This is a genomic window from Paenirhodobacter sp., assembly GCF_041916475.1.
Lineage (GTDB): Bacteria > Pseudomonadota > Alphaproteobacteria > Rhodobacterales > Rhodobacteraceae > Rhodobacter.
This window is the reverse complement of record NZ_JAYRZN010000008.1, coordinates 33789-48743: the sequence shown is the minus strand read 5'-3', so window position 1 is coordinate 48743 and position 14955 is coordinate 33789. Positions and strand designations below refer to the sequence as shown.

17 protein-coding genes, 1 tRNA gene and 1 pseudogene are annotated in these 14955 nt (G+C 68.9%); 8 read left to right on the top strand and 11 right to left on the bottom strand.

Features of this window, described 5'->3' with window-relative positions:
• The 7 genes from ACOMG5_RS05015 to ACOMG5_RS04985 form a co-directional block, all read right to left on the bottom strand.
• The coding region (locus tag ACOMG5_RS05015; protein WP_420342689.1) for a GNAT family N-acetyltransferase at positions 1-533 on the bottom strand (533 nt) is incomplete at its 3' end.
• 210 nt (positions 534-743) lie between these two features.
• A complete protein-coding gene (gene rpmA, locus ACOMG5_RS05010; RefSeq protein ID WP_420342688.1) occupies positions 744-1013 on the bottom strand; it encodes a 50S ribosomal protein L27 in 270 nt (89 codons plus the stop codon).
• A 15-nt stretch (positions 1014-1028) separates the two neighbouring features.
• Positions 1029-1415 (bottom strand): 50S ribosomal protein L21, encoded by a 387-nt coding sequence (gene rplU, locus ACOMG5_RS05005; RefSeq protein WP_420342687.1) that lies wholly within the window; start codon positions 1413-1415, stop codon positions 1029-1031.
• Positions 1416-1632: 217 nt separating this feature from the next.
• Positions 1633-2739, bottom strand: coding sequence for a CaiB/BaiF CoA transferase family protein (locus tag ACOMG5_RS05000; RefSeq protein ID WP_420342686.1), 1107 nt, complete (start codon positions 2737-2739; stop codon positions 1633-1635).
• A 63-nt stretch (positions 2740-2802) separates the two neighbouring features.
• A complete protein-coding gene (locus ACOMG5_RS04995) occupies positions 2803-4620 on the bottom strand; it encodes an ABC-F family ATP-binding cassette domain-containing protein (protein ID WP_420342685.1) in 1818 nt (605 codons plus the stop codon).
• A gap of 31 nt (positions 4621-4651) precedes the next feature.
• Entirely contained in the window at positions 4652-5398 is a 747-nt protein-coding gene (locus tag ACOMG5_RS04990) for a GNAT family N-acetyltransferase (protein WP_420342684.1), read from the bottom strand.
• 66 nt (positions 5399-5464) lie between these two features.
• Positions 5465-5938 (bottom strand): outer membrane protein assembly factor BamE, encoded by a 474-nt coding sequence (locus ACOMG5_RS04985; protein WP_420342683.1) that lies wholly within the window; start codon positions 5936-5938, stop codon positions 5465-5467.
• Between the two features lie 104 nt (positions 5939-6042).
• Between ACOMG5_RS04985 and ACOMG5_RS04980 the strand changes: the two genes are divergently transcribed.
• The 8 genes from ACOMG5_RS04980 to ACOMG5_RS04945 all read left to right on the top strand — a co-directional run bounded on the left by ACOMG5_RS04980 (position 6043) and on the right by ACOMG5_RS04945 (position 11671).
• Positions 6043-6600, top strand: a complete 558-nt coding sequence (locus ACOMG5_RS04980) for a YceD family protein (protein WP_420342682.1) — start codon at positions 6043-6045, stop codon at positions 6598-6600.
• 195 nt (positions 6601-6795) lie between these two features.
• On the top strand, positions 6796-7002 hold the full coding sequence (gene rpmF, locus ACOMG5_RS04975; RefSeq protein ID WP_420342681.1) for a 50S ribosomal protein L32: 207 nt from the start codon (positions 6796-6798) through the stop codon (positions 7000-7002).
• Between the two features lie 75 nt (positions 7003-7077).
• The gene (gene plsX / locus ACOMG5_RS04970; protein WP_420342744.1) at positions 7078-8190 is read left to right on the top strand and encodes a phosphate acyltransferase PlsX; all 1113 of its coding nucleotides are present in this window, start codon (positions 7078-7080) and stop codon (positions 8188-8190) included.
• Entirely contained in the window at positions 8187-9161 is a 975-nt protein-coding gene (locus ACOMG5_RS04965; protein ID WP_420342680.1) for a beta-ketoacyl-ACP synthase III, read from the top strand. Before plsX ends, ACOMG5_RS04965 begins: the two co-directional genes overlap by 4 nt.
• A 93-nt stretch (positions 9162-9254) precedes the next feature.
• Positions 9255-9557, top strand: a complete 303-nt coding sequence (gene ihfA, locus ACOMG5_RS04960; RefSeq protein ID WP_420342679.1) for an integration host factor subunit alpha — start codon at positions 9255-9257, stop codon at positions 9555-9557.
• A gap of 35 nt (positions 9558-9592) precedes the next feature.
• Positions 9593-10225, top strand: coding sequence for a MerR family transcriptional regulator (locus ACOMG5_RS04955; RefSeq protein ID WP_420342678.1), 633 nt, complete (start codon positions 9593-9595; stop codon positions 10223-10225).
• A gap of 246 nt (positions 10226-10471) precedes the next feature.
• Positions 10472-10549: transfer RNA gene (locus tag ACOMG5_RS04950), tRNA-Pro, on the top strand.
• Positions 10550-10600: 51 nt separating this feature from the next.
• Positions 10601-11671: a 2'-deoxycytidine 5'-triphosphate deaminase gene (locus ACOMG5_RS04945; RefSeq protein ID WP_420342677.1), complete on the top strand. Its 1071-nt coding sequence runs from the start codon at positions 10601-10603 to the stop codon at positions 11669-11671.
• A 38-nt stretch (positions 11672-11709) separates the two neighbouring features.
• On the opposite strand, the gene scpB is transcribed toward ACOMG5_RS04945, so the two are convergent.
• The 4 genes and pseudogenes from scpB to ACOMG5_RS04925 form a co-directional block, all read right to left on the bottom strand.
• Complete coding sequence (gene scpB, locus ACOMG5_RS04940) at positions 11710-12342, bottom strand: SMC-Scp complex subunit ScpB (RefSeq protein WP_420342676.1); 633 nt, start codon at positions 12340-12342, stop codon at positions 11710-11712.
• On the bottom strand, positions 12339-13136 hold the full coding sequence (locus tag ACOMG5_RS04935) for a segregation and condensation protein A (RefSeq protein WP_420342675.1): 798 nt from the start codon (positions 13134-13136) through the stop codon (positions 12339-12341). Before ACOMG5_RS04935 ends, scpB begins: the two co-directional genes overlap by 4 nt.
• Positions 13137-13142: 6 nt before the next feature.
• Complete coding sequence (locus tag ACOMG5_RS04930) at positions 13143-14120, bottom strand: glycoside hydrolase family 3 N-terminal domain-containing protein (protein ID WP_420342743.1); 978 nt, start codon at positions 14118-14120, stop codon at positions 13143-13145.
• Between the two features lie 53 nt (positions 14121-14173).
• Positions 14174-14452 (bottom strand): annotated as a pseudogene (locus ACOMG5_RS04925) (SPOR domain-containing protein); the annotation flags it as partial.
• Positions 14453-14955 lie beyond the last annotated feature (503 nt).

Here is a 14955-nt window from a genome sequence, read left to right as displayed (position 1 = left end):
ATCTTGCGCAGATAGGTCCAGGTCGGCACCCGCGCATTGCGCGCCACCGACCAGCATTCGGCATCGCCCAGGTATTCGAACCCGGCGTTGCTCAGCACCCGCGCCGAGCCCGGATTGTCCTGGAACACCTCGGCAAACAGCGTCCGCGACTGATGCGGATTGGCCTCCACCAGCGCCTGCACTGCCTCCGAAGCAAAGCCCGTGTTCCAGAACCCCGGGCCGACCCAGAATCCCACTTCGGATTGATCCGGCTCGATCCGCGTCAGCGAGACGATGCCCAGCACTTCGGCCAGCCCGTTGGCCGAGCCATCCATCGCCCAGACATCCTCCGCGCGCTTTTCCGCCATGGCGCGGGTGATGAACGCCTCGGTCGCTCCGGGCGGCAGGGGGTGCGGGATGGCCCGCGTCCCTTCCGCCACGCGCCGGTCGGCGGTATACATGTTGATCAGCCCTGCGTCCGATTTACGCAGCGGGCGCAGGATGAACCGCCCCGCCTCGATCACCGGTTGCTGCATGATCGCTTCTTGATACATCTGGCGCTCCTCCTCGAACGCAGGCCCTCCCCCGGCCTAGTCGCAGTTTCGGTCAGCTTCATGACAATGTGAAGCACAATCGGATAAAAAATCCATTTACCATCAATTAGTTCCCCCCAATCCTGAAGAAACCGTCGCACCCGCGCAAATGTAAAGGGGGACCGGCCTCGCAGCCGATCCCCCAAATCTGTTTCCGGGTACCGGGCGGGCTTACTCGGCCGCCTCCGCAACCGGGAGGACCGAGATGAAGGTGCGGCCTTTGAGGCCCTTCTTGAAGGTGACCTTGCCCTCGGTGACGGCGAAGATGGTGTGGTCTTTGCCCATCATCACGCCCAGGCCCGGCCACCAAGTGGTGCCGCGCTGACGCACGATGATGTTGCCCGAGACCGCGTCCTGACCGCCGTAGAGCTTCACGCCCAGACGACGACCGGCCGAGTCGCGACCGTTACGGGACGAACCGCCTGCTTTCTTGTGAGCCATGGATTAGCCCTCCTCTTACTTCGCTTCGTGCGCGGCGACGCGCGCAGCAGCGGTGCCGACGGCTTCCTTCACGCCCGATTTCGCGGCGCCCGAGGCCAGAACCTCGGTCACGCGCACCAGCGTCAGCTTCTGACGGTGGCCACGGGTGCGCTGCGACGAATGCTTCCGGCGGCGCTTGTGATAGGTGATGACCTTGTCGGCCTTGATGGTGTCGATGACTTCGGCCACCACCGCAGCACCCTCGACCAGCGGGGCGCCGACGGTCAGGCTCTCGCCGCCAACCATCAGGATTTCGTTGAACTGGATTTTCTCACCGGCTTCGGCCGCAATCAGTTCGACGCGGAGCACATCGCCCGCGCGGACCGTATATTGCTTGCCGCCAGTCTTCAGGACCGCGAACATGGGTCTTTCCTTCGTATCAGCCGCGCCCTGTGGTCCCTTGCGGTGTTCAGGGGTTTCCCCCACCTCGGACAGCGCGCCCGCATCGGGGCGTTGTTTCAAACAGAATCCCCCGGGCCAGAGGCAGTCCTCCACCGGGTCACGGGCGTATGAGCGATGCCTGCCCGCCTGTCAAGCCCAATCGCACCCCCCGGCCCTTCGCATCCGCCGATGCCCTATGTCAGCCGCCCCAGCGGGCCAGCACCGCTTGCGCCGCGATCCGGTGCCGCGTCGATCCGGGCCCGATCCTGCCCGGCGTGGCCGAGAGCTTCGGCGCGGGCGCGGGCTGCATCATCCCCTCATGCAGCACATAGGCGTGGCGCGCCACGTTATGCGGATGCATCACCGCCTCCGCCAGCGACAGCACCGGCGTCGCACAGGCATCCGAGCCCTCGAACACCGCCTCCCAATAGCTCCGCCCCTGGCTCAGGAACCGCGCCCCGATCGCAGCGCGCAGCGCAGGCCAGGCCGCGTGGTCGGCGCGGTCCGGCAGCTCGCCGGGCGCAAACCCCATCTTCTGCTGGAATTCCTGCCAGAATTTCGGCTCCAGCGGCCCGATCGCCATATGCCGCCCATCGGCGCAGGGATAGACGCCATACCACGGCACACCGCCATCCAGCAGGTTACCGCCGCGGTGATCGGTCCAGACCCCGTTGGCCGCCATGCCATGGATCATCCCCAGAAGATGCCCGACCCCGTCGGTGATCGCCGCATCCACCACCTGGCCCTGCCCGGTCGCGCGCGCATGCCACAGCGCCGCCATCATGCCGAAGGCCAGATACATCGCCCCGCCGCCGAAATCCCCCACCAGATTGAGCGGTATGACCGGCGTCTCCGGCGTGCCGATCGCATGCAGCGCCCCGGAAAGCGCAACATAATTGATGTCGTGCCCGGCGCGCTCGGCCATCGGCCCGCTCTGCCCCCAGCCGGTCATCCGGCCGTAGACCAGCTTCGGGTTCTCGGGGAAATCCGCGGGGCCCAGGCCCAGCCGCTCCATCACCCCGGGCCGCATCCCCTCGATCAGCGCATCGGCCCGCGCGATCAGCCTGCGCGCGACCGCAAGCCCCTCCGCGCTTTTGAGATCCAGCTCCAGCACGTCGCGCCCACGGTCGAGCGGGTCGTTCTCCATCCCCAGCACATGGTTCGCGGCTCCTGCGGAATTCGGCCGCGCGATGCGGATCACATCGGCGCCCATATCGGCAAACAGCTGCGCGGTGAAGGGCGTGGGCCCGAGGCCCGATATCTCGACAAGGCGCAGACCCGCGAGCGGGCCGGTGGATCTGGTCATGCTCTCCTCCCAGTTTGGGCGCAGGCTAGCACCGCCGCGCGGAGGCGCGCAAATGACGCCACGTCAGGAGGAGGCCTTCTCCTCCAGGGCCAGCCATTCCTCCTCCGCCGCCGAAAGCGCCGCTTGGCGTTCGCCCAGCATTTCCGTGGCCTTGCGGAATTTCACCGGCTCGCGGCCGAACAGATCGGGATCGGAGAGCAGCTCGGAGAGCTTGCCAATCTCGAATTCCAGCTTCTCGATGATGCCGGGCAGCGCCTCCAGCCGGTGCTTCTCGGTGAAGCTGAGCCCGGCGGCCTTCTTCGGTGCGGGCGCAGGCTCGGCCTTCTTCGGCGCGGGCGCTGCGGCTGCGGCCTTCGGCGGGGGCGCCTCGGTCAGCGCGCGCTGCGCCTGATAATCGCTCCAGCCGCCGGCATAGACGGTCGCCCGGCCATTGCCCTCCATGGCGATGGTCGTGCTCGCCACCCGGTCGATGAAATCGCGGTCGTGGCTCACCAGCAGGACGGTGCCGTCATAATCGCCCAGAATATCCTGCAAAAGGTCCAGCGTTTCCACGTCGAGATCGTTGGTCGGCTCGTCCAGCACCAGAACGTTCGACGCCTTCGCCATGATCCGCGCCAGCAGCAGCCGCGCCCGCTCGCCGCCCGAAAGGGAGCCGATCGGCGCGCGCGCCTGCGCCTCGTCGAACAGAAACTCCTTCAGATAGCCGACCACATGCTTCGGCTGGCCGCGCACCATCACCTGGTCTGCGCGCCCCGAAACCCGCATGTCGGGATCGTTCACCAGCCCGTCCCACAGGCTCATGCTGAAATCGAGCGTCGCGCGGGCCTGATCGAAGACCGCGATCTCCAGATTGGTGCCGAGCGTCACCGTGCCCGCATCGGGCGCGATCTCGCCGGTCAGCATCTTCAGCAGTGTGGTCTTGCCGACGCCATTCGGCCCGACGAAGGCCACGCGGTCCCCGCGCATCACCCGCAGGTCGAAATCCTTCACGATGGTCTTGTCGCCGAAATGCTTGGTCAGGCCGCGCGCCTCGATCACCCGCTTGCCCGATTGCGGCGCGGAATCGAGCTCCATCGCCGCCACGCCCTGGCGGCGGATCTGCCCGGCGCGTTCGGCGCGCAGGTCCTGCAGCGCCCGCACCCGGCCCATGTTGCGCTTGCGCCGGGCGGAAATCCCCTCCACGGCCCATTTCGCCTCGGCCTTGATCTTGCGGTCGAGCTTGTGGCGGGCTTCGTCCTCCTCGGCCCAGACCTGCTCGCGCCAGTCCTCAAAGGCCTCGAAGCCGCGCTCCTGGCGCCGCACCTGGCCGCGGTCGATCCAGAGCGTGGCGCGGGTCAGGTTGCGCAGGAAGGCGCGGTCGTGCGAGATCAGCACATAGGCAGTGCGGGTCTCCGCCAGCTCGCGCTCCAGCCAGGCGATGGCCTCGATGTCGAGGTGGTTCGTCGGCTCGTCGAGCAGCATCAGGTCCGGCGCTTCGGCCAGAAGCTTCGCCAGCGCCGCGCGCCGCCGCTCCCCGCCCGACGCCGTGCCCACCGGCGCATCGGGGCGGAACTTCAGCCCCTCCGCCACCACATCCACCCGGTAGCGCTCCGCCTCGGGCAGGCCTGAGGCCGCGAAATCGCCCAGAGTGGCAAAGGCCGAGAGATCCGGCTCCTGCTCCATATAGCCCACCTGCGTGCCCGCAGGCACCACGCGGGCGCCGCGGTCGGGCTCGATCAGCCCGGCCATCACCTTCATCAGTGTGGATTTGCCCGAGCCGTTGCGGCCCACCAGGGCCACACGGTCGCCGCCCTGGACGACCAGATCGAGATCGTCGAAGACGGGATTGCCCCCGAAGGTGAGCGAGATGCCGGAAAGCTGGAGAATGGGTGCGCGTGCCATGGCCCTGCGCTACAAGCGCCGCGCCGAAACGTCAACCGGCCGCAAGACGCAGCGCCCGCACCCGCGCCTCCGGGATCGCGCGGACCTCGAGCCCGGTGAACACATGCAGCGTGTCGAGATCGCGGTCCACCACCGCATGATCGCTGACCCAGCCCCCCATCGCGAGATAGCTGCGCAGCAAGGGCGGCATCCGCTGCATCGCGAGGCGCGGATCGCCCGTGCGCCCGATCAGCGCGCGGGCATAACGCACCACCTGCGGCGCCTTGATCCGCGGATACCAGCGCCGCGGCGCCAGATGGTTCTGCGCCAGCAGCACGAAGGCATCGGTGTACTGCTCCCAGTCGGTGCCGACGAAGGAGGAGCAGCCGAACAGCATCTCGATGCCCTCCGCCTCCACATAGCGCGCAAGCGCGCCCCAGGCCGTGCGCAGGATCTCCGGATCGCGGCACTCGGCGGCAATGCAGAACCGCCCCATTTCGGCCATCCGCCCGGGGTAGCCCTGCAGCGCAGAGAGGTCATAGAACTGCGCCGAATAGGTCTCGCCGATGGCCGATCCGTCCGCCAGCGGCAGGATCCTGAGGCAGCACACCAGCCGCCCCGTGGCCCGCTCCTCCACCAGAAGGTGGCGGCAGCGGGTGTCGAACGGGTCGGAATCGCTGCCGCTGCCCGCGCCCTGCCGGGCCAGGAAGGCCTGCCAGCGCAGCGCCTGCGCCGCCTGCAGATCCTCGGCGCTCTCGGCGAAACGGGCGCCATAGCGCCCACGGGACAAGGCAAGCATCGACACCTCCGGCACGGCTTCCCACCCGATATTATGCCGCACGAACATGTCGCGAAAGCGAAAGCCTCAGCGGTTGTCGAGCAGCTCGCCCGCATTCACGCGGCCCACGCTGCCCATCAACTGGCGCACGATGCCGATGCCCTTGATATTCGTCTCGGTCACGCGCCGCGACACCACCACGACCTCGCCCCGTTCGAGCCCGAAGCGCTCCACGTTCTCGACGATGCCGCGCGGATCGAAAGTGATGGCGACGACCTGACGGACGATCTCTTCGGGGCGGAACGGGCCGTAATATTTCCAGCGCGAGCCGACGTAATACCAGTTGCCGCCCTCAAGGACGCCGGTGGAGCTCGGCTTGCCCACCGCCTCCGCCACCTGGTCGCGGGTGCTCTTGCCGACGACGATCTTCGCCAGGTCTTCCTCGATCGGGACATAGCCGTGGTTGCGATACATCGTCGTACAACCGGCCGCCGCCAGGGCCGCGCCAAACGCCAGCGCCAGTGCAGCGCGCCGCCCCAGCGTCACGGTAAAGCTGCTCACCTGCATACCCCTCTTGCCTCGTGGCCTGCGGCCTTTTATCCCGATTACAACAACCCGGCCCGACCCTCAAGCACCCTTGGGGCGGCCCCAGACAAGGACAAGCGATGACCGATTCCGACGCCCCCATGCCCTGGAGCCACCCGGTCCGCATCGCGGATCTGGCCGCGCGCAAGCCCACGCGCTTCGACCTGAAACCAGACCCGAAGACCCGCGCCGCCATTGCCGAATGGGCCGGGATCACGGCGCTGAACGCGCTGCGCCTGAAGGGCGAGCTGACGCCGAAGGGGCGCAGCGACTGGGCGCTCACGGCCGTGTTCACCGCCGAGGTGGAGCAGCCCTGCGTGGTGACGCTGGCGCCGGTGGTGAGCGGCCTCGCCGAGAACGTGGAGCGGCGGTATCTTGCCGATATGCCCGAGCCCGAGGGCGACGAGATGGAGATGCCCGAAGACGACAGCGCCGAGCCGCTGCCGGCGGTCGTCGATCTGGCCACGGTGGCGCTGGAGGCGCTGGAGCTCGCGCTGCCGCTGTACCCGCGCGCCACCGGCGCCGAATTCGGCGAAACCCAGGCCACGGAGCCGGGCGTGGCCCCGCTGAAAGACGAGGACACCCGCCCCTTCGCCAATCTGCGCAGCCTGCTCGATGGCAAGAAAAGCGGCGAATGACCTGTTTTGCGGCGCGCCAGGCGCCGCAGGGCGGCCCTGCACGAAGGGTGCAAGAAAGGGCTTGCAACCGAAAGAAATCGCAGTATGTTCCCGGCCTCATTCGAGTTAGGGTTCGCACCCGGCAAATCACTTGGCGCCGGTGACGTTACTCCAGGATAATCAGGGCCTTGGCCCGCATAGCACCGAGGTTGAGACATGGCTGTCCCGCAGAACCGAGTCACGCGCTCCCGCCGCAACATGCGCCGCGCGCATGATGCTCTTGTCGCCGGCAATCCGGCGGAATGCCCGAACTGTGGCGAACTGAAGCGCCCGCACCACGTTTGTGGCGCTTGCGGTCACTACGATGACCGCGAAGTGGTGGCGAAAGCTGCCGAGGTCGATCTGGACGACGACGCGGCGTAAGCCCGTCGCCCGTGTACCGCCGAGATGCTGCCTGAACAGGAGCAGAAGCCGGTCCAGGGCCAGCTCGACAAAGCGATGACGCAAGGCCGCGATACCGCGGCCGGGGCGCCGGAGCATTCCGGCGCCGTTGTCATCTCTGTCGATGCGATGGGTGGTGATCTGGGCCCCTCCGCCGTCGTTGACGGCATCGCACGCGCTTGGCGCGCGGACCCTGCCCTGCGCTTCGTCGTGCATGGCCGCGAAAGCGAGCTCACCCCGCTGATCGCGCAGCACGGGCTGGCGGGCATCTGCACGCTGCGCCATGCCGAGGGCGTGGTGACGATGCATGACAAGCCCGCGCAGGTGATGCGGCGCGGCTCCGATACATCGATGTGGTCGACCGTGGAATCGGTGCGCACGCATGAGGCCGCGGTGGCGGTCTCCTGCGGCAATACCGGGGCGCTGATGGCGGTGTCCATGCTGCGGCTGCGCAAGCTGCCCGGCGTGAACCGCCCTGCGATCGCCTCGTTCTGGCCCTCTTTCAACGCGAGCGGCTGGAACGTCATGCTCGACATGGGCGCCGATGTGAAGGCGGATGCGCCGGACCTGCTCACCTATGGCCTGATGGGCGCCTCCTATGCGCGCAACGCGCTCGGGCTGGAGCGGCCGCGGGTCGGGCTGATGAACGTGGGCACCGAGGAGCACAAGGGCAATGCGGAGCTGCGCGCGGCTCATGAGCTGCTGAGCGCAGCGCAGGAGCGCGGCGGCTATGAATTCATCGGCTTCGTCGAGGGCAACGATCTGCCCTCCGAACGGGTCGATGTGATCGTCACCGACGGGTTCACCGGCAATGTCGCGCTGAAGACCGGCGAGGGCACCGCCAAGATGGCCTCGCGGCTGCTGAAGGAGGCGCTGACCTCCTCCTGGCTCGCGAAGCTCGGCGCGCTCCTGGCCATGGCGGCACTGAAACGGCTGAGCGCGCGGATTGATCCGCGCCGGGCCAATGGCGGGGTGTTCCTCGGGCTGAATGGCACGGTGGTGAAGTCGCATGGCTCCGCCGATGCGACGGGGGTGGCTGCCGCGCTGAACCTCGCCGCGCGCCTCGCCCGCTCGGGCTTTGCCGAAAGGCTGGCGGCGCGGGTTGCCTCTGCCGTGCCGGCAGGGCAGGATGCCCCCTCGGGAGAGGCCAGCAACGAGTCCGCCAAATGATAAAACGAGCCGTGGTCCGGGGTGTCGGCCACTACCTTCCGGAGCGTGTCGTCGAGAACGCCGAATTCGAGGCGTCCCTCGACACGACCGATGAATGGATCCGCACCCGCACCGGAATCGAGCGGCGGCATTTCGCGGCCGAGGGCGAGACCACCTCGCAGCTGGCGGTGAAGGCGGCCCAAGCCGCGCTCGCCGATGCGGGCCTCGCGGCCACCGATATCGACGCGATTGTCGTCGCGACCTCGACGCCAGATTTCACCTTCCCCTCCGTCGCGACCATGGTCCAGGCCGGGCTCGGCAGCACCACGGGCTTTGCCTATGACGTACAGGCCGTCTGCGCGGGCTTCGTCTTCGCGCTCGCCAATGCCAACGGGCTGATCCTCTCGGGCCAGGCGACCCGGGTCCTCGTGATCGGCGCCGAGACCTTCTCGCGGATCATGGACTGGACCGACCGCGGCACCTGCGTGCTGTTCGGCGATGGCGCGGGCGCGCTGGTGCTGGAGGCCGCCGAAGGCAGCGGCACCGCCGGGGACCGCGGCATCCTCTCGGTGGATCTGCATTCCGACGGGCGCTACCGCGAGATCCTCTATGTCGATGGCGGCGTGTCCAGCAACGGCCAGGCGGGCCATCTGCGGATGCAGGGCAATGCCGTGTTTAAGCATGCGGTGCAGAAGCTTGCCGAGACCGCCCATACCGCGCTCGACAAGGCCGGGCTGGATGGCGGCGCGGTGGACTGGATCGTACCGCATCAGGCGAATCTGCGCATCATCACCGCCACGGCGGAGCGGATGAACGTGCCGATGGAGCGGGTCGTCGTCACCGTGCAGGATCATGGCAATACCTCCGCGGCCTCGATCCCGCTGGCGCTTTCCGTCGGCACGGCGCGTGGCCAGATCAAGCAGGGCGATGTGGTGGTGACCGAAGCCATCGGCGGCGGCCTCGCCTGGGGCTCCGTGGTGCTGCGCTGGTAGGCGAATCGGCTCTGCGGCCCCGGCGCGCAAGCCATTGATATTGACTCGGGAATTCATTGCCCCCATCGTGCGGGGAAAGTTCCGGAGGAAATGATGTCCGAGAAGACGCTGACGCGTATGGACCTGAGCGAAGCCGTGTTCCGGGAGGTCGGGCTCTCGCGCAACGAATCCGCACAGCTGGTGGAGAGCGTCCTGCAACATATGTCGGACGCGCTGGTCCGGGGCGAGACGGTGAAGATCTCGTCCTTCGGCACCTTTTCGGTGCGGGCCAAGTCCTCGCGCATGGGGCGCAACCCGAAAACCGGCGAGGAAGTGCCGATCAGCCCGCGCCGCGTGCTGTCGTTCCGGCCCTCGCATCTGATGAAGGACCGCGTCGCCGCAGGCAACGCAGGCTGAGCGGCCCCGGCCGCAGCGACGACAGGACCGCCGCGATGACCAAATCGGCCGAGGCCTTCCGCACCATCTCCGAAGTCTCCGACCTGCTCGGAACGCCCACGCATGTGCTGCGCTTCTGGGAGGGCAAATTCCCGCAGGTGAAGCCGGTGAAGCGCGCGGGCGGGCGGCGCTATTACCGCCCCGCCGATGTGGTGCTGCTGGGCGGGATCAAGCGCCTGCTGCATGAGGACGGCCTCACCATCCGCGGCGTGCAGAAGCTCCTGAAGGAGCGCGGCACCGAGCATGTGATGGCTCTGGCGACGATCCAAATCCAGCCCGTGCCTGAGCCCGCAGCCCCCGCGCCCCCGCCGCCCTGGCGGCAAGGCTCGCTGTTCGAAACGCCCGACGAGACGCTGATCGAGGACGAGGCGCCGATGGCGCTCGATGTGCCCGAGGCGGAGCCGCTGCAGCGTGTCGTGCATCTGCTCTATGATGGCCGCACGCCTGTTGCGCCGCCTCCCGCGCGCGCGCCGGAGCCCGCGGCCGCCCCGCGCGACATTCGCATGCTGCTGAGCCGTCTGCGCAGCATTCCCCCGGGGCGCCTCGATCCGCTGGAGCGGCTGCGGCTGCTCTCGCTTCAGGACCGCTTGCGTAATTTACGCGACCGCATGGCGGCCCCGCGGGGCTGATCTGAAAGGCCGCGGCACGCCCTGCAGTGGCTGCGTTGCGGGCGTGGCCCCGCGGCGGCGTGCCGGCGCCAATCTGAAAGGGCCCCGTCACGCCCCACAGCAACGGGCGGTGCTAAGCGGCTGCGTTGCGGGCGTGGCCCCATGGCAGCGCCCCGGGGCCGATCCGCGCCCCCACCGAAGCTCCGTGCGAAAAGATGCGTTTTGCCGCTTGCGCCCGCAGCCCGGATGCCTCTATATGCCCCTCGTCGGGCCGTGGCGCAGCCTGGTTAGCGCGTCCGTCTGGGGGGCGGAAGGTCGAGAGTTCGAATCTCTCCGGCCCGACCAAAACCGAAACGCCCACCCTCCGGGGTGGGCGTTCGCATAGGAGGAGGTCAGATGCCCGGTGTCCTGCCCGACAGCGCGATCCGCGCGATGATCTCCCGCGGCGGCATCACCGCCGCCCTTCCCGTCACCGAAGCACAGATCCAGCCCGCGAGCCTCGATCTCCGGCTCGGGCAGACGGCCTACCGGATCCGGGCCTCGTTCCTCGCCGGCCGCGGCACCCGCGTCGATGCGCGCATCGCCGAATTCGAAATGCACCGCATGGATCTCGGCAATGGTGCGGTGCTGGAGAAGGGCTGCGTCTATATCGTGCCGCTGGTCGAGGGGCTGGCGCTGCCCGCGGGCGTCACCGCCGTCGCCAATGCCAAAAGCTCCACCGGCCGGCTCGATCTGCTGACCCGGGTGATCACCGATGGCGGCACCGAATTCGACCGGATCCCCGAGGGCTACACCGGCCCGCTCTACGCGGAGATCTGCCCGCGCAGCTTTTCGGTGCTGGTGCGCCCCGGCATGCGGCTGAACCAGATCCGCTTCCGCCATGGCCCCGCCGCGCTCACCGACCCGGAGCTGAAGGCGCTGCACAGCGCCGAGCCGCTGGTCTCGGGCGAAGCGGTGATCGACGGTGGCCTCGGCTTCTCCGTGGATCTGCGCCCGGAGGCGGGCGCGCTGGTAGGCTACCGCGCAAAGCCCCATACCGGGGTCATCGATCTCGAGCGCATCGCGCATTATCCGGCCTCCGATTTCTGGGAGGAGCTGCACAGCCGCGATGGCCGCCTGATCCTGGACCCGGGCGCCTTCTACATCCTCGTCAGCCGCGAGGCGGTGACGATTCCGCCCGATTTCGCCGCCGAAATGGCGCCCTACCTTGCCATGGTCGGCGAATTCCGCGTCCATTACGCAGGGTTCTTCGATCCGGGCTTCGGCCATGGCCAGGGGCAGGGCTCACGCGGCGTGCTGGAGGTGCGCTGCCACGAGGCGCCCTTCGTGCTGGAGCATGGGCAGGTCGTCGGCCGTCTGGTCTATGAGCGGATGCAGGCGCGCCCGGAGCGGCTCTATGGCGCCGGAATTGCCTCGAACTATCAGGGCCAGGGCCTGAAGCTCGCGAAGAACTTCCGCGCGGGCTGAGGCACTCTCCCTGCTCCCAAGGCCGCGTGAAAGCGGCCCTATTCCTCGAACATCTCGGTCTGTCCGGTCTCGTCGCCGTCATCGTCGTCTTCGGCGTCCATGCCGGGCATCGGGCGGTTATCGAGCAGCCCTGCCTGCCTTAGCTCCTTCAGTCCCGGCAGGTCGCGCGCGGTTTCCAGCCCGAAGTGATCGAGGAAGGTCTCTGTCACCACGAAGGTCACCGGGCGCCCGGGCGTCATGCGCCGCCGCCCGAAGCGGATCCAGCCAAGCTCCAGGAGCTGGTCCACCGTCCCGCGCGACACCGCCACGCCGCGGATCTCCTCGATCTCGGCCCGCGTCACCGGCTGGTGATAGGCCACGATTGCCAGCGTCTCGATGGCGGCCCGGCTGAGCTTCTTCTGCTCCACCGTCTCGTGGCTCATCAGGAAGCCGAGGTCCGGCGCGGTGCGGAATGCCCAGGCGTCCCCCACGCGCACCACATTCACCCCGCGCCCCTCGTAGCGGCGGCGCAGATAGGCCAGCGCCTCGGCCGCGTCGCAGCCATGCGGCATCCGCGCTTCCATGTCGCGCAGGCTCAGCGGCGCGGCGGAGGCAAACAGCATGGCCTCCACCATCCGCTCCTGCTCTGCCATCGGCGGGGCCGCGAACAGCGATGTTTCGGTCTTGGTCATTCTCCCCTCGGGGTCTTGCGGGCGCGGATCGTGATCGGCGCGAAGGTCTCGCGCTGGCGGATCTCGATCTGGCCCTGCTTGGCGAGTTCGAGCGAAGCCGCGAAGGTGGCGGCGGTCGCGGTGCGGCGCCGCTTCGGATCGTCGGTCCAGTCCGCGGGGAGGTACTGGATCAGGTCGGTCCAGTCCCCCGCGAAGCCCACGATGCCGCGCATCCGCTCCAGCGCCTGCTCCATGGTGAACAGGTCCTTGCGGTCGAAGGCATAGGGGCGGAATTCGTCGCGGGTGCGGATGCGGGCATAGGCCTGCATCAGGTCCAGCAGGCTCGCGGTGAAGCTTACGCGGCGCAGGCGGGCAATGCCCTGCTCCTCGCCGCGGGCGAAAAAATCGCGCCCGAGCTGGTCGCGCGCCATCAGCTGCGCCGCCGCCTCGCGCATCGCCTGCAGCCGCTCCAGCTGGAACGCCAGATGCGCGGCGAGGTCCTCGGCGCTCGGGCCTTCGGCGGTGGGATCGGGGGGCAGCAGCAGGCGCGATTTCAGGAAGGCGAGCCAGGCCGCCATCACCAGATAATCCGCCGCGAGCTCGATGCGCAGCGCCTTCGCCTGCTCCACGAAGATCAGATATTGCTCGGCCAGCTGCAGCACCGAGATCCGCCGCAGATCGACCTTCTGCGTCCGCGACAGCGTGAGCAGCAGGTCGAGCGGGCCCTCATAGCCATCGACATCGACGATCAGCGCCTCGGCGGCGAGGCGCTCGCTGACGCTCGTCGCCTCGAACAGATGGGGTTCCTCAGCCATGGTGCCTCAGCCCAGCAAAGCCCCAAGTTCGGCATCCAGCGCCGCGATGTCAACCGGCTCCGAGGCCTGCCGCCGCGCAAGCGCCGCCGCCGCGCGCCGGGCAGCCTCCGGCCCGAGCGCGCCCGCCCCGGCCACGACCTGCGCCATCTCTGCAGGGTCGCCATTGCAATGCAGCACCAGATCGCAGCCCGCCGCGATGGAGGCCTCCGCGCGCGCGCCCATCCCGCCCGAGAGGGCCTGCATGGCGATATCATCCGTCATCAACAGCCCGTCGAAGCCGATATGCTGGCGGATCAGCCCGATCATCCGCGCGGATTGCGTCGCGGGGGCATCGTTCAGCGCGGTGAAGCGGATATGGGCGGTCATCCCCATCGGCAGGTCGTTGAGCGCGCGGAAGGGCGCGAAATCCGCCTCCAGCTCCGCGGCAGAGGCGGTGACCACCGGCAGGTGCAGATGGCTGTCCGCGGTGGAGCGGCCATGGCCCGGCATATGCTTCATCACCGGCAGGACGCCGCCCGCCAGCAGCCCCTCCGCCAGTGCGCGCGCCAGCACGGCGACGGTCTGCGGATCGGTGCCGAGGCAGCGGTTGCGCAGGAACGGATGGGTCTGTGGCCCGGCCACATCGCAGGTCGGCGCGCAATTGCCGTCGATGCCCACGGCACGCAGCTCCTCCGCCATCAGCCGCGCGCGCAGCCAGTGCCCGCGCGCCCCGCCCGGCTGCTCCAGCGGCGGCAGCCATTCGCGCCAATAGGGCGCGCGCAGGCGCTGCACCCGGCCGCCCTCCTGGTCGATCAGGATCACACAGTCGCGCCCCACCGCCGCGCGCAGCTCCGCGGTGAGCCGGCGGAGCTGGTCCGGCGTCTCGACATTGCGGCCGAACAGGATGAAGCCCCACGGGGCGGCCTCGCGGAAGAAGGCGCGCTCATCGGCGCCAAGCTGCGCCCCCGCGCAGCCCAGGATCGGCGCGCGACCGTCGGAATGCAGTTGATGCCACCCTCGACCAGCGCCGCGCAGAAGCGGCGGGAATCGTCCACGGTGGGGAAGCCTTCGGCACGCAGGCGATAGAAGGTGCGCCCGCCAGAGACGGCCTCCTGCACGATGCGGCGCTTGCTGGCAAGCTCGGTGCCGAATTTCGCGGCGACCCGCTCCCATTCGGCGCGGGCGAGCTCCGGCGTCTCGAAGGCGCCGATCTGCACGACGCGGGTGCCCTCGGGCAGCGTCGCGGGATCGACCTCGATCACCGCCGCGGCCTTGCTGGCGGGCGCAGGCGTTTCCGCTGGCTTCACCTTGGCAATCGGCGCGCGCGCCGGGCGCATCACCGGGCGCGGCGAGGTTTTCAGCCCCGGCTCGCTCGCGGGCACGGCCTCGGGCGAGGACGCAGTCTCTGTGGTGATCTTGGCCACCGCATCCTTGCGCAGCTCGGGCACCACGCGCGGCATCGGGCGCACCTTCGCGGCTTCGGCCGCGGCCGCGCGGATTTGCGCCGCTGCGGCGCCTTCCATGGCTTCGGGGCTGTCGATCGGCAGGGCCTCGCTATCTACGGCCAGCGCGGTCCCCTGCTCCACGACCGGCACCGGCGCCGTGGCGGGCTCGGCCTCGGTCAGCGCCTCGGGCTCGTTGCGGTTCACCCGCACCAGCGCCTTCACCCCCGACATCGGCATATCTTCCTGCGCGAGGCCCTCGGGCGCAGGCGCAAGCACCACGCGCTCCGGCCCAGGCGCCGCCAGCCCCTTGCCCGCAACCTCGTTCACCGAAAGCCCGACATGCCGCGCCAGATCGCCGCCCGGGTCCTCGGGCGCGATGCGCGCCGCCCCCTCGA

Excerpts from the sequence above, each read along its gene's own strand:
- rpmA (WP_420342688.1), bottom strand. The coding sequence starts at position 1,013 with ATGGCTCACAAGAAAGCAGGCGGTTCGTCCCGTAACGGTCGCGACTCG.
- rplU (WP_420342687.1), bottom strand. The coding sequence starts at position 1,415 with ATGTTCGCGGTCCTGAAGACTGGCGGCAAGCAATATACGGTCCGCGCG.
- ACOMG5_RS05000 (WP_420342686.1), bottom strand. The coding sequence starts at position 2,739 with ATGACCAGATCCACCGGCCCGCTCGCGGGTCTGCGCCTTGTCGAGATA.
- ACOMG5_RS04995 (WP_420342685.1), bottom strand. The coding sequence starts at position 4,620 with ATGGCACGCGCACCCATTCTCCAGCTTTCCGGCATCTCGCTCACCTTC.
- ACOMG5_RS04990 (WP_420342684.1), bottom strand. The coding sequence starts at position 5,398 with ATGCTTGCCTTGTCCCGTGGGCGCTATGGCGCCCGTTTCGCCGAGAGC.
- ACOMG5_RS04980 (WP_420342682.1), top strand. The coding sequence starts at position 6,043 with ATGACCGATTCCGACGCCCCCATGCCCTGGAGCCACCCGGTCCGCATC.
- rpmF (WP_420342681.1), top strand. The coding sequence starts at position 6,796 with ATGGCTGTCCCGCAGAACCGAGTCACGCGCTCCCGCCGCAACATGCGC.
- plsX (WP_420342744.1), top strand. The coding sequence starts at position 7,078 with ATGACGCAAGGCCGCGATACCGCGGCCGGGGCGCCGGAGCATTCCGGC.
- ACOMG5_RS04965 (WP_420342680.1), top strand. The coding sequence starts at position 8,187 with ATGATAAAACGAGCCGTGGTCCGGGGTGTCGGCCACTACCTTCCGGAG.
- ihfA (WP_420342679.1), top strand. The coding sequence starts at position 9,255 with ATGTCCGAGAAGACGCTGACGCGTATGGACCTGAGCGAAGCCGTGTTC.
- ACOMG5_RS04955 (WP_420342678.1), top strand. The coding sequence starts at position 9,593 with ATGACCAAATCGGCCGAGGCCTTCCGCACCATCTCCGAAGTCTCCGAC.
- ACOMG5_RS04945 (WP_420342677.1), top strand. The coding sequence starts at position 10,601 with ATGCCCGGTGTCCTGCCCGACAGCGCGATCCGCGCGATGATCTCCCGC.
- scpB (WP_420342676.1), bottom strand. The coding sequence starts at position 12,342 with ATGACCAAGACCGAAACATCGCTGTTCGCGGCCCCGCCGATGGCAGAG.
- ACOMG5_RS04935 (WP_420342675.1), bottom strand. The coding sequence starts at position 13,136 with ATGGCTGAGGAACCCCATCTGTTCGAGGCGACGAGCGTCAGCGAGCGC.